The organism is Staphylococcus sp. HMSC034G07, assembly GCF_001835975.1.
Lineage (GTDB): Bacteria > Bacillota > Bacilli > Staphylococcales > Staphylococcaceae > Staphylococcus > Staphylococcus ureilyticus.
On the sequence record NZ_KV826593.1, the window covers coordinates 137,685 to 151,714 of the forward strand.

The 14,030-nt window shown below is 32.0% G+C and carries 13 protein-coding genes; 4 read left to right on the top strand and 9 right to left on the bottom strand.

The genetic code is table 11. The annotated features are described in order from the left end of the window. Nucleotides 1-231 precede the first annotated feature (231 nt). Nucleotides 232-1,551 carry a peptidoglycan release complex CPBP-like subunit SdpC gene (locus tag HMPREF2586_RS01970; RefSeq protein WP_046208510.1) on the top strand — a complete coding sequence of 440 codons (1,320 nt, stop codon included), beginning with the start codon at nt 232-234 and terminating at the stop codon, nt 1,549-1,551. Between the two features lie 106 nt (nt 1,552-1,657). Here HMPREF2586_RS01970 and HMPREF2586_RS01975 read toward each other — a convergent pair whose 3' ends face one another. Beyond that, nucleotides 1,658-2,347, bottom strand: coding sequence for a ribose 5-phosphate isomerase A (locus tag HMPREF2586_RS01975; protein ID WP_046208511.1), 690 nt, complete (start codon nt 2,345-2,347; stop codon nt 1,658-1,660). A 158-nt stretch (nt 2,348-2,505) separates the two neighbouring features. Between HMPREF2586_RS01975 and HMPREF2586_RS01980 the strand changes: the two genes are divergently transcribed. Then, the gene (locus HMPREF2586_RS01980; RefSeq protein WP_046208512.1) at nt 2,506-3,162 is read left to right on the top strand and encodes an MOSC domain-containing protein; all 657 of its coding nucleotides are present in this window, start codon (nt 2,506-2,508) and stop codon (nt 3,160-3,162) included. Between the two features lie 262 nt (nt 3,163-3,424). On the opposite strand, the gene HMPREF2586_RS01985 is transcribed toward HMPREF2586_RS01980, so the two are convergent. The 4 genes from HMPREF2586_RS01985 to HMPREF2586_RS02000 form a co-directional block, all read right to left on the bottom strand. Beyond that, nucleotides 3,425-4,453 carry an aldose epimerase family protein gene (locus HMPREF2586_RS01985; protein ID WP_070657925.1) on the bottom strand — a complete coding sequence of 343 codons (1,029 nt, stop codon included), beginning with the start codon at nt 4,451-4,453 and terminating at the stop codon, nt 3,425-3,427. A gap of 590 nt (nt 4,454-5,043) precedes the next feature. Beyond that, the gene (locus tag HMPREF2586_RS01990; RefSeq protein WP_070812610.1) at nt 5,044-6,282 is read right to left on the bottom strand and encodes an ABC transporter permease; all 1,239 of its coding nucleotides are present in this window, start codon (nt 6,280-6,282) and stop codon (nt 5,044-5,046) included. Next, complete coding sequence (locus HMPREF2586_RS01995) at nt 6,275-7,174, bottom strand: ABC transporter ATP-binding protein (RefSeq protein ID WP_070657927.1); 900 nt, start codon at nt 7,172-7,174, stop codon at nt 6,275-6,277. The genes HMPREF2586_RS01990 and HMPREF2586_RS01995 overlap by 8 nt, the downstream gene beginning before the upstream one ends. A gap of 306 nt (nt 7,175-7,480) precedes the next feature. Then, the gene (locus HMPREF2586_RS02000) at nt 7,481-8,059 is read right to left on the bottom strand and encodes a DUF805 domain-containing protein (protein WP_064209343.1); all 579 of its coding nucleotides are present in this window, start codon (nt 8,057-8,059) and stop codon (nt 7,481-7,483) included. Between the two features lie 208 nt (nt 8,060-8,267). Between HMPREF2586_RS02000 and HMPREF2586_RS02005 the strand changes: the two genes are divergently transcribed. Next, entirely contained in the window at nt 8,268-8,876 is a 609-nt protein-coding gene (locus tag HMPREF2586_RS02005; protein ID WP_046208518.1) for a DNA-3-methyladenine glycosylase, read from the top strand. 143 nt (nt 8,877-9,019) lie between these two features. On the opposite strand, the gene HMPREF2586_RS02010 is transcribed toward HMPREF2586_RS02005, so the two are convergent. The 4 genes from HMPREF2586_RS02010 to HMPREF2586_RS02025 form a co-directional block, all read right to left on the bottom strand. After that, a complete protein-coding gene (locus HMPREF2586_RS02010; protein ID WP_070657929.1) occupies nt 9,020-10,348 on the bottom strand; it encodes a Na+/H+ antiporter NhaC family protein in 1,329 nt (442 codons plus the stop codon). A gap of 176 nt (nt 10,349-10,524) precedes the next feature. Then, a complete protein-coding gene (locus HMPREF2586_RS02015) occupies nt 10,525-11,328 on the bottom strand; it encodes a DUF4097 family beta strand repeat-containing protein (RefSeq protein WP_070657930.1) in 804 nt (267 codons plus the stop codon). Further along, complete coding sequence (locus tag HMPREF2586_RS02020) at nt 11,325-11,885, bottom strand: HAAS signaling domain-containing protein (protein ID WP_070657931.1); 561 nt, start codon at nt 11,883-11,885, stop codon at nt 11,325-11,327. Before HMPREF2586_RS02020 ends, HMPREF2586_RS02015 begins: the two co-directional genes overlap by 4 nt. Beyond that, entirely contained in the window at nt 11,878-12,201 is a 324-nt protein-coding gene (locus tag HMPREF2586_RS02025; protein WP_046208522.1) for a PadR family transcriptional regulator, read from the bottom strand. Before HMPREF2586_RS02025 ends, HMPREF2586_RS02020 begins: the two co-directional genes overlap by 8 nt. A gap of 351 nt (nt 12,202-12,552) precedes the next feature. Here HMPREF2586_RS02025 and gltS point away from each other — a divergent pair, with 351 nt between their 5' ends. Continuing rightward, a complete protein-coding gene (gltS, locus tag HMPREF2586_RS02030) occupies nt 12,553-13,758 on the top strand; it encodes a sodium/glutamate symporter (RefSeq protein WP_046208523.1) in 1,206 nt (401 codons plus the stop codon). Nucleotides 13,759-14,030: the final 272 nt, after the last annotated feature.

Consider the following 14,030-nt stretch of genomic DNA (forward strand, 5'->3'; position numbering starts at 1 on the left):
TCTCATTTAAAAGTATACGCTTACATTGAATTCAATTCAATTTATGCTTTTATTTACCCAAAATTTATCTACTTAATTTTATCAAATGACATTAAATTATTTCATTTAGATGTTAGTTTTGGCATTACTATTACATTTCAATGATAAATACCTAAATTTAATTTATTTCTGATTAATAAATATGTATAATTAATGATAAATGATTTTCTGAACCCTATTGGAGGTTACATAATGAATAAACAACGTATATCAGGTTTTCAATGGGCAATAATGATTTTTATTTTCTATATTATTGCTTATGCAGCTCCTATTATACTGAAAGACTTACAAAGTACTATTTCACTTAAGACTTTTGTCTTTGACTTAAGTGCTATAGCACCATTTATTGCTGCGCTTGTTTGTATTATCGTTTTTAGCAAACGTAAGACGCAGTTATCTGGTTTAAAACTAACAATAGATTTAAAAGTGATTGAACGTATTTTACTAGCATTTATTTTACCTTTAATCATTTTCCTGATTGCTATGATAAGTTTTAATATCTTTGCAGATAGTTTTGTATTATTACAAACAGAAGATTTATCTGTTTCAATTACTGCAATTATACTTGGACAACTAGTGATGGCATTCTTAATAGAATTTGGTTTCCGTTCTTATTTACAAAATATTATAGAAACGAAAATGAACACATTCTTTGCATCGATTATTGTTGGTTTATTATATTCCATTTGGAATATAAATATGGCCTTTAGTCTTGAATATACTTTATATGGTTTATTATATACATTTGCATTTTCCATGATTATCGGTGAGTTAATTCGTGCTACAAAAGGTCGCACGATATTTATCGCAACGATATTCCATGCAGCAATGTCATTTGGTCTTGTTTTCTTATTCAATGAAGAACTTGGCAGTGTTTTTGCAATGAAAGTAATTGCATTATCCACATCAGCTGTAGCAGTCGTTTACATTTTATTAAGTATTATTATTCGAGCAATACTTTATTTCTTTACTAAACGTAGTTTAGATGAAGTTGATAGCAATAATTATTTAGATCATGTAAGTGAAGATTCAGAAACTGCTCAAGCAGATGATAGTAATGAAGATACACTCGAATCTGATAATTCAACAACAAATGTACATACACATAGTGGAGACAGTGAGCACAGTGAAACTGCTACATCTCAAACTGAAAGAGCAACAGACAATCATGTCAATTCACATGATGCTAACTCAAAACCATCGACTGAACATGTGAATGACACGGACACTGAGAAGAATCACCGACAAACACAGCACGATGACAGCCGAAACAATATTATTGATGAAAACACGCCACAAACTATAGAGAACAACGATGTCCAAGATGAACGTCAACATGTTGAGACACAGGTAAATGGCGCCGTTGAAAATTCTACTGAAAAAGCACAGGTGGAGACATCATCACCAAAACATGATGATTCTAGTACTTCTGAGCCAACCATACAACAACAAAATAAAAAACGACAACGATCACCTTTTAAACTTAAAAACAAACATGATCATCGTCGCTAATTAACAAAAAGCAGGTTACGCTAATCGTATATTCAGATACAATGAATAAACTTCATGTCTATCTTAATTTATACCGTTAGTTAACCTGCTTTTATTATATTTTGAGTTATGATTTATTTAAAATTTCAACGCCTTTTTGCTTACCTATAATGACTTGATCTGTAACATCAAGAAAATATCCAGTTTCTAAAACACCTACTAAATGAATTAAAAATTCATGCATAGCATAAGGATCGATAGATGAATTCAATGTAACATCAAGGATGTAATTGCCATTATCAGTTATAAATGGGACATCATCCACCATTCGGCGCATCACTTTTAAATTATCGTAAGCTACTATTTTTTTAGAAACTAATAACCAATTAAATTTATCTACTTCTACAGGTAAATTAAAAGTTTGACCTAAGTATGATACACACTTAGATTCATCTACTAAAACAATAAACTTTTCCGCCATGGCATCAATCACTTTTTCTCTAAATAATGCCCCGCCGCCACCTTTAATTAAATTCAAATTGTTGTCTACTTCGTCTGCACCATCAATGGCAACGTCAATTTTTTCTACATCATTGACATCCACTACTCGAATACCTAATTCTTTTGCGATATAAGCAGTTTTATTAGAGGTGCATACACCTGTAATATCAATCTGTTCATGGTCCAACTTCTCAGCTAGTTTTGGGACAAGCAACTCTATTGTTGAACCAGAACCAATGCCCACAACCATACCGTCACTGATTTGGCTTAACGCTTCATTAAATGTACTAATTTTTAACTGTTTCGTATCCATAATGCGTCCCCTTTACATAACTTACTCTCACCTTTATTGTACATGAGATTGAAAAAAATACATAGTTAAAAAATATGTATAAATTTTAAATTAATATATCTTCTTGCATAATTAAATAGCTAGTTTACAATAATAATACATCACCAACTAGGAGGATTGTCATGATTTATCATTTAAAAGCGATTGCTACAGGAAAAATAGAAGATTTACCTTATAGTACTAAAAGACCAATGCGTTCAGCACTTAACAAAACACTTTTCACCGGTAAGATGTGGCTTTCAAAAACCGGTTTTTCTGAAGATGAACAAGAATACAAAGGACATGGCGGGCCCAATAAGGCTGTATGTTTATATAGCGAAAAAAATTACGATCTATGGAAAGATGATGTCACAGATTTACCAGAATATGCAATGTTTGGCGAGAACTTAACGGTCAAAGACTTAGATGAAAAAGATTTGCATTTTGGTGATCAATTTCAATTAGGTGAAGCAATTATCGAAGTTTCAGAGATAAGAGAGCCTTGTTGGAAAATACAAGAAAAGTATAAAATTCCTAATCTTATTAAACGCATGTCCAGTTCATGTAAAACTGGTTGTTACTTTAGAGTAGTTAAGGAAGGCTTTGTTTACGATTCGTCTCATCTTCAGCTCATAAAATTCGGGGAACATGATTCTCTTTTATCTGTATTCGAACTTAATGATATTTATTACAATGACAATAAAAATGTCGTGCGCTTGGCATATGCTTTGAAAAATCCATATTTAACTGAAGAAAGACGACGTAAATTAGAAAAGTATCTAAAACGCGCTCAAAAATAAACATTACAATATGAGTAAATATCCTACACCAATGGCTCAAAAAAAGATTCTTATACAATAAGAATCTTTAAAAATGATATATTGATATAACTCAGGTTAAGCAACTGACCAAAAATGGTATTAATACAACTGCATTTACCTGAGTTTGTCTACTTAATCTATTTTCTGTAATACATTATTATAAATTGCTACTTACTTATCCATAAGTGGTTGTTTGCTTACTTTATATTAATTCAAAACACTTGATACACGCGCAATGATATCATTCTACTTCTTCGCAAGTTTTTTCAGCAATTTTATATGATGTCTTAGAATAAAATGGCTGATTCGCTTCTAAAATTGATGGCGCATCTTCTCCATACAAATTAATATCATTAGGTATGCATTGTGTTTCTAACGTAAATCCTGAATGTGCTTTATAAATATTGAAATCACTTTCCCATTCCGTAGTATCATTAAATGTAAATATCACGACATTGGGCATATCAGTTTCAACAGTCAGTTGAAAATGTTTATTTTCAACTGTCATACCTTGCTCTCCAATCTGAAACGGATGATCTAGACCACCATAACGTTTCATTTGTGATTGAATGTCATGATGCTCACTATTAAAAATATCTTTAAATTGAATGTGATTGCGTGCAAAAACATGTTCTAAATTTAGTGGCTTTTGTTTTGTCACAAAATGATCGTTATCTAATAAATGCATTTTTAATGTTGAACTTGAAATACTATGGTTATCGATAACATTATTATCTCTGTTCAAATTAAAGTAAACATGATTCATAGGATTAAAAATTGTTTTTTCGGTAGTAACGGCTTTATACTCAATTGTCCATTTGTGATCAACGTCATAAGTATGTATCACCTCTAAATCGATATTTCCTGGAAAATAATCATCTGATTGTTGAATTGTAGTGGAAAACACAATTTTCACTTGTCCTACTTGTTCAAATATTTCATAATCAAAATAACATTTATCAATACCATTAAAACCACCGTGAATATTATTTTCACCATCATTCGTATCTAATCGATACGTTGTACCATCCAAATGAAATTCTGCATTTGCAATCCGTCCACCATAACGGCCTACAGTAGCACCAAAATAAAAAGGATTTTGTTGATAGAATTCATCCGCTTCTACCACATTACCTAATACAATATTGTTATCATCATATTTCCATGACACGATACGAGCGCCATAGTTTGTGAAAACAATCTTAGTTGCTTCATTGTCTATCTTAATTAAATCAATACCATTACTTTGTCTTTCTACTTTTGCAAACATCATCAATTACTCCCTTTCAAACCAAACATATTATGATTCACTTAGACTTTCAGTTCTATCTTGAATAAAACTTCAAACAAATTGAATGTATCGAACCACAGTCATGAACACCATCTTTGTTTTATAAAACAAGACATAGGAGTCCTGGTAGTTCTAAAATTCATTGCTTTTAAAGTAAATGAGACAACATTTAAAAATGAGCTAAGGTCAATACGCACTCAATATCTCCCCAAATTATTGAGCAAAATACTTCATCCACTAAAATTTAAAATTCCAAAATAGCTTACTACTCCCCTTAGTAAATATCTTACTTATCTATAGTGTAACAACTTAACTAATTCATTATCTATACTAATTATTCATTCTATCAAATATTATTTAAAATTGTGATATTTTTTCTATTTTTTATAAATATGTTTTATTTGGCATATTCAACAAACTCGAGGACCCTATTTTACAATTCATACTTCATAAAAAAAGTAGGAGTGAAACCATTATGTTGTTTGAGTTTCATTCCCCTACTTATTATGATGATACTTTTAAAAGTTATTTGTTCATCTATAACTCATTTCTATAATCGTTAACATATGTTAATTTTTTCCGAAAACACGTTTCATAGATTTAAACAGACCTTTATCAAAACTTAAGATGGTACCTTTATAACTTCTTACTGCAATGTAAAGCAAGATAAATATGGTTACTATTGATAGACTCATACTTATTACAATTTCCCAAGTAGCTACATCAGGTGTTGATGCACGTAAAAACATGATAAAGGGAGATAATAAAGGAATAAAACTTGTAATCCTTATGATAGTCGTGTCAGGGTTTATAACACCAAACATTGCCGTATATAATGCAATGATACTAATCAACGTCATTGGCATAAGTGATTGATTAATGTCTTCGATACGTGAAGTAATCGATCCCAAAATAGCTGCCAATATAATATAGGAAAGTATACCTAAAATCAGCGATAGTATACCAACGATGATTAATTGTACTGTTAGATCATTCGGCTGTACATCAAATCCTTTAAGCATATCTCCAATATCAAATAACAGTACACTTATAATACCTACTACAATGAAAATACTAATTTGTGTTAATGCCACAGCAATGACGCCACACAATTTAGCAAGTATGTGTGTTACTGGTGATATGCTTGTAATAATCATTTCAATGACACGTGACGTCTTTTCAGTTGCAATTTCCATCGCTACTTGATTGGCATAATTTATGATAATGAAAAACATGAGCATAATACCTGCATATACGATAATCGTATTAAATGTTTTTTGTGATTCACTTAAATGAGTGCCATTCGCACTATCTGAAAGCACTTGTGAGCTTACTTTACTTTGAGATTGCAATTGCTTTAGCTCATCTTCAGATAGGTTCAAACTAGATGCCACAAGTTTGGTTTGGATAGCTGATAAAGTAGTTTGTAATTTTTGTTCATCTGTTTTCGAAACGGTATCCTTACTTAATATTTCACCAGTCAATTTATGATTATCATGTAATTGAATGACATACGCTTTATCTAAACTTTCATTTTTCACTTGTTGATGTGCTTGTGATTCTGTCATTTTTTTAAATTTCGCATCACTATCAAGATGATCACTTTGTGCTTTAACCCCTTTATATATTGAGTCTTGATTGACTACGATACCAATCTTATCAGGCCCATTATCAAATAGATCAACGATTTTATTAATATTAGCTGCCGCCAACATTAATACAACGACAATTGCTGTGAAAATCATAAATGATTTTGTTTTAACTTTACTTTTATACGTAAGTGAAAAAGTAGCCCAAAATTTATCCATTTACCTCACCTACTTTATCTATAAAAATCTCATTTAATGTTGGTTCTATCACTTGAAATCTTTTTACAAAACCATACTGCACAACGATATGATATATTTCCTCTGCAATAGATTCGTCTTCTATTAATGCTCGTATTTCCCTCTTATTGCGTTCCACTTGGATAACCCCATTGATATCATCTATTTCTGGCATCGTTTGATTGGTTTCAATGATTACGCTTTTATTGCCGTGATTTGCTTTCACTTCACCAATCGGCCCTGAAACAACAAGTTCACCTTTATTCAAAATACAAACATCATCACAAAGCTCTTCTACATGCTCCATCCTATGAGAACTATAAATAATCGTCGTTCCTGCATCATTTAAATCTTTTACAGCTGATTTTAATAATTCAACATTAACTGGGTCTAAACCACTAAAAGGTTCATCCAAGATTAATAACTCCGGATTATGTAACATACTTGCTAATAGTTGTATTTTTTGTTGGTTACCTTTAGATAATGATTCAATTTTCTTGTCCCTATTTTCTTCAATATCAAAACGATTTAACCAATAATCAATGGCTTTAGTTATTTCCTTGGATTTCATCCCTTTTAATGTAGCTAAGTATCTTAACTCATCGACCACTTTCATTTTTGGATGTAATCCTCGTTCTTCAGGCAAATATCCAATTTTATCATATATTGATTGGTCGATTGCTTTATCTTTATACAAAATTTGTCCTTCAGTAATCGGCGTCAACCCAAGTATCATTCTAAATGTTGTTGTCTTTCCTGCACCATTACGTCCTAAAAAACCTAGCATGTTTCCTTGTTCTAAATTTATCGAAATATCATTAACTGCTGTAAAATCCTTATATTTTTTTGTAACATTTGCTATTTTTAAGGACATGACAAGATTCCCTCCCTTAAAGTCTGTTAAGTATATATTGATAATAACATTTCACACCTTAAATATACATTTCAAATTGTCTTATATATAGAAGTTCTCATTTTGGTTCTTTCCAATGTTACAGCATGAGTCACAGCAATGATAGGTACAAATGTAGATGATGCTTTTTCAACGCTACAATATTTTAGATAATGTATTAGGAATACATTATCTAAATTTATCTTATTTAAATGAATAAACTTTATAAAAACCCAAGTATCACGAAGCATATTAACAGCCTAACTCGTATACTTGGGTTTATTTTAATTATTGTTCTCTATACATGTCATCAATCTTAGTATATTGATTTGCATATTTATGGCTCGGACCATATTTATTTGTTTTGCGTTCACTATCCAAACAACTAACGACTAACGCATAAATACCAAAACCTATATAGAATGCGTACATCAATACGATGAAAATTATACTTGCAATATGATTCAAATCTGAATCTAATACAGCTATGATTAAAAATATGATGTAAGAAAATACTGTAATGCCTAAATAAATAAGCGGTAATAACATTGTTCTACCTGTATCATGAAACCTTCTAATAAATATTGCCCAATTAGGTATCAGCGTAGCCAAACCGTACACAACAAAATATATTAAACTGATGATAAGAAAAACTACGCTTATCATAATGACTGTTTCAGATTGAGAAGCAGCAGCGCTGATTAATGCAACCAAAGCAATAAAATATACAACGAACGCTGGTACTAGAAAAATTAAATGCCATAAAACCATATACCAATATTCACTTCTGCGTGCACGGCCCTTGAAGTTAAAATAATTTTTCCAAAATAGTTTTAATGCTTCTCCAAACCCAATTTTTCTTTCCAAATTGCTCCCCCCGTTTCAAGTTCATTTGATATAATGTTTATTTAACTTTAATATAGTCATTGATACTTTAACTACACTTTTTAATTTTTAGTAAACTTATAAGGTTATTCTACCAAAATTTACACATGGTTGTAACACAATTTTACAATTTAATAAAAAAGTTTGAAAAACATTTAATTTCTAAAACTATTATATGGAGGATTAGTAAATGGATTTTTTACAGCGAGATACAGTCACTATCGCCAAAGATTTATTAGGCGTACGTGTCATTTTCGAAGATGAATTACATACGTTTACAGGATACATTGTTGAAACTGAAGCATATGTTGGAAAAAAAGATCAAGCTGCTCACGGATTTAATGGCAAACGCACACCCAAAGTAGAATCTTTATATAAACTGGGTGGCACAATTTATGCGCATGTGATGCATACCCATCTACTTATCAACTTTGTAACGCAATTAGAAGGGGTACCTGAAGGTGTACTGATACGTGCTGTTGAACCAGAAGAGAATATTGAAGCAATGCGCTTAAATAGAAACAAAGACGGCTTTGAATTAACAAATGGCCCTGGAAAATGGACTAAAGCATTTAATATACCAAGACATCTGGATGGTTCACGATTAAATGAAGGCCATCTAAAAATAGATACTAAAAACCGTAAATACCCTAAACATATCGAGGAAACACCGAGAATTGGTATCCCCAATAAAGGTGAATGGACACAAAAACCACTTCGTTTTATCGTTAAAGGCAATCCGTACGTTTCCAGAATATCAAAACGTTCTACGGTACCGCCACAGGATACATGGCGTTAAAAAAGGAAACAGAGCTTTATATTTAATATATGCTCTGTTTCCTAAAATATTATTAAACTATTTGAATTATAATCGCTCATTTTAAATGCTCGTCTATGATATATGTTTTACTTTTCTACGCATTACCACAAACAAACTAAAAATTATTTAGAAAGTTTTTTATCTTTATCAAGTAAACCGAATTGTATCGTAATAACAGTACAAACAACAAATATCACAGGATAAAATGTGTATTTTAAAACTTCTATATAAGAAACATCACCATACTGTTCAACCATTAACATACCACTATCATGTGGCAGCACCATTAAGGCACAACAAGCAAATATATCTAATAAGCTTGCCATACGTTTAGGCGGTACCTTATATTCATCACCAATTTCTTTAGCGATAGGCGCAGAAATTAAAATAGCTAACGTGTTATGTGATAAAGCAGCAGAAAGCACACCAGACATTAAACTAATCACATATTCCGCACTTTTACGGCCTTTTGCTTTCTCTTTCATTGTCTTAATGATCCAATCAATACCACCATAATATCGGATTAAAGCCACCAGTCCTGATACTAAAAACGCCACAAGAAAGATAAGGAACATACTTTCCATACCTTCACCTATAGCTTTCGTAAACTGAAATATTCCCAAATTACCTTGAGTCAGACCAATGATACCTGCCATTATAATGCCAATGATTAGCACTAAAATCACATCTAGACCTGCGATTGCTGCTACAAGTACAAATAGATACGGCAGTATATTGATAAAGTTAAAACTTAAGTCACCTTCTACTTTACCCGTTCCACCCACAACTGCATATATCATTGCAGTAATAAGTGCAGCAGGTAGTGCAATCAACACATTCATCTTAAATTTATCTTTCATTTTAGCACCGACACCATTTGTTGCTGCAATTGTCGTATCTGAAATAATGGATAAATTATCACCAAAATATGCACCAGCAATCACAGCGGCACCAGCTGCTGCAACATTTAAATCCGCAGCTTGTGCTACAGCAACACCTACAGGAATAAATGCAGCTTGTGCCCCCGTAGAAGTCCCTAAGGTTAGTGCAGCAAAACCGCTCATAATAAATATCCCAGGTATAAGTAGACTTGGTGGGATTACAGTAAGTCCCATATTCACCATTGCTGTTTTACCGCCCATTTCCGATGTCACCGTAGAAAAAGCGCCTGCTAATAAGAGAATTAGACCTAGATTAACAATACCGGAGTTACCTGCATGTTCTGTAAATATTTCAACTTTTTTAGTGAATTTTGTTTTTCTATCATAGCATGTCCAAGCAATAATGATGCCAATAAAAATAGCAACATGTCTTGGTAATTGATCAAAAGCATCTTCCTTACCCATTATGGTAAAAGTAATACCTACACCAATGTATAACCCTAAAAATATGACTAATGGCAGAAGTGCTAAAAAACCATATTGCTTATCACTTCTATTAAATTCCTGCATAACACTCCTCCTGATAAACCTAGTAATTTTATATGGCATATAGTATATCAAAAAATGAGTAAACACAGAAATTTAAAATCTCACCACGTCTCATGCTAAAAATAAAATGTGAGCATGAGTCAAAATCCAATTGACTTATGCTCACACACTGTTACTTAATAATTAATCTTACAGATTTAGTTGATTTCAGCATCACCTGTATCTGTTTTAATATGAATGAGATTTGATCCATTTCCTACTTGTTTGTTTTTAAACAAGTGATTGTTAATATCCAGCTCTCCTACGTCACTATCAAATTCTATCCGTGTATTGTTAGGCTGTTTGTCCGTGTAATCCATTGTTATATCGCCCACATCCGTTTTCACTTTAACCGGTTTATCAATTGGCATATCTTTGATATCAATTGAGCCAGTATCACCTTCGAACTCACCCGAATTAAATTGAGTTTTTGTCACATACATATCCGCAACATCAACCTCAGCAATTAAACGATCAAATTTTGCATGACTAATATTCAATTCCCCTACATCCGCATATAATTTAGCATAATCCGCTTTTATTTGATCAACCATAATCGAACCGGATTCAGTATTAACATTTAAATGACTTAATGATTTTGGTAAAGTAATCGTGACATCATTATGCTTAAAATCCATAAATGTGATATCAACATTGCTGTCTAAAGGTTTATCTTTCACATATAACGTTCCGTTTTTCACCGTCGTATCCATATTTATTTTATCGTTGGTGCCTCGTGATTCAACTTTAAGTTGATCTCCTCTTTTTAATTTTATATTACTGTTGCTCAAATCTACATTGAGTTTTTTCACCTCAGCATTATTATCATATACTTTATGATAGTTCTCAGTGACTTCTTTCGATTTTTTACTTTCTACTTGAAACTGATTTACCACACCAATGCCACAAACAATCGTTATAATTAATCCAATTATGAAGAGGATAATTAGTGTTTTCTTCATGAAACCCCACTCCTTTTCACCACGTTTATGTTCCATTTGAGATACTTCACACAAATTAAATAAAATGATTTAGTAATTAAATACGTAATCACAAATAACATTAATCCCATACCGAACAATGCACCTACCGCATAAACATCAAAAAGTAATATATTTTCAAACCCATTTAAAAACCCTTTCACTAATAACAATATTGGACTTAAAACAAATGAAATTGTAGTGACAATCAATGAAACAACGATACTCAACACGAAAATAAACGGTACTAAAATTACAAAGAAATTTAATATACTTAAACCCATCACTGCAAAAATGGCATTTCCTACGTCACCAAATTTTTTACTGTCAGCAGCTTTTTCTACAGCAGCTGTCGCATTCATTTCTTTAGCTAAAGTTCTAGGATCTCCTAACTCCTCTGAAATTTGTGCTTCTGATTTACCTTCTTTCAGTCCACTATAAAAATGTGTTTCATATTCATTTAAAATATCTTGTCGTTCTGCATCAGAATCATGTTTTAAATGTTTATGCAATTGTTTTAAAAATTCATTTTTAGTCATTCCATTCACTCTCCTTTATAAATATTTCTACAATACTTGAAAATGATCGCCATTCATGTAATAAATCAGCTAACCTGTCATTACCTTGGTCAGTCACTTTATAATACTTCCTTGCTGGTCCTTCTGAAGAAGGTTGGTAGTATGTCGTGAGTTCTCCATTTTTCACTAATCTTCGTAACAATGGATATACTGTTCCTTCTGCAATACTCATATGCCTCGAAATATTTTGAACGAGCGAGTAACCATACTGGTCATCTCTTTTGATTATTAGCAACACAATAAGTTCAAGTGCGCCTTTTTTAAATTGACTATTCATATGTTACCTCCTATGGGAAACCAGTACTATACATTACACAGTAGCTGTCAAACAGAATATAACACACACTACTGTACATTGCAAGGTACTGTGCTATAAATATCCCTGATTAATTCCCCTTTAATTTTTGCGTATCAGACAATAGTATTATTGTCTGAAGATTACAAATAAAACAATCGCTATTTATTCTATTTAGTATTTAATTCCAAACTAGATTTATGCGATTTAAATATGTATAATAGATAGCATGGAGTTTTGTAAGCACTTTCTTCATTGTCATTTTGCACACGACTCCATCCATATAACAAGACACACAGGAGAGTTTCATTTGAAATATAAGGGGGATTGAAAATGCTAGAGCTAGATGCAATTACTACTTTAGCAATCGCAAGTTTGTTATACCTGTTAGGTATATTTATTGTTAATCATGTTTCAATATTAAGAAAGCTTTGTATCCCAGCACCTGTTATCGGAGGCTTAATCTTCTCGATTTTAGTTGCAATTTTACAATCTACGAACATTATAACAATCAAACTAGATTCTGAATTCATACAAAACTTCTTTATGCTTGCGTTCTTTACAACAATTGGATTAGGCGCTTCTTTAAAGTTACTACGTTTGGGCGGAAAAGTACTCATTTTATACTTTATATTCTGCGGTTTTCTTGCAGTCTTCCAAAACCTAATTAGTGTTTCATTAGCAAAAGTATTAAACATTCCACCATTATTAGGCTTAACAGCTGGTTCTATGTCTATGGAAGGTGGCCATGGTAATGCAGCTGCTTATGGGCAAACTATTCGAGACATGGGGTTTGATTCTGCATTGACCGCAGCTTTAGCAGCAGCAACACTAGGCCTTGTAGCTGGTGGTTTAGTCGGTGGCCCTGTAGTAAAATTTTTAATAACTAAGTATAATTTAAAATCAGAACATGCAGAAGAAACAACAACAGACTATGGTAACGTGAAATCTAATGAATACTTACATAATCGCATGAACCCTACTACAATCTTTTTCTTACAATTTACGATTGTAACTATTTGTATGGCAATTGGTTCATATTTAGGAAATACATTCTCTGAATTAACTGGTATCAATATTCCTATATATGTTGGTGCAATGTTTGTAGCAGTTATCATTCGCAATATTTCTGAATATAATAATTTAAATCTTATTGATATGAAATTCGTTGATAAAATTAGTGACATATCACTAAGCCTTTTCTTATCAATCGCTTTGATGAGTATACAACTTACAGAAATATATCAATTAGCTTTACCTTTAATTATTATTGTTTTAATACAAGTAGTATTTATCGTGTTATTCTCAATTTTTATCGTATTCCGCGGTTTAGGAAAAGATTACGATGCAGCTGTAATGATTGGTGGGTTTATTGGTCATGGTCTAGGTGCAACTCCAAACGCTATGGCAAACTTAGATGTTATTACCAAAAAATTCGGTGCTTCACCAAAATCATATCTGGTCGTACCGATTGTAGGTGCATTTTTAATTGATTTACTTGGCGTCCCAATCGTTACTACATTTATCAATCTATTCTAATGCTGAATTTTGATTTTTAACATAGGAAAGATTCTGAGACATAGATCTTAAAAAAAATAGCACTCTGATGATTCAATTCATCGGAGTGCTTCTTAATTTGTTTCTATACTTCATATTGTTGGCTCGCTTTCTTAGGCGCAGCTTCAGCTTGTCCTGTTCCCTCAAGCGACTCGCCAAAATACAACGTATTCATATGTCATTTCACATTAAAATACTCAAAAACAAGGTCTTATATCAACCAAAATGATGTTAAAAATTATTCTACATGCATA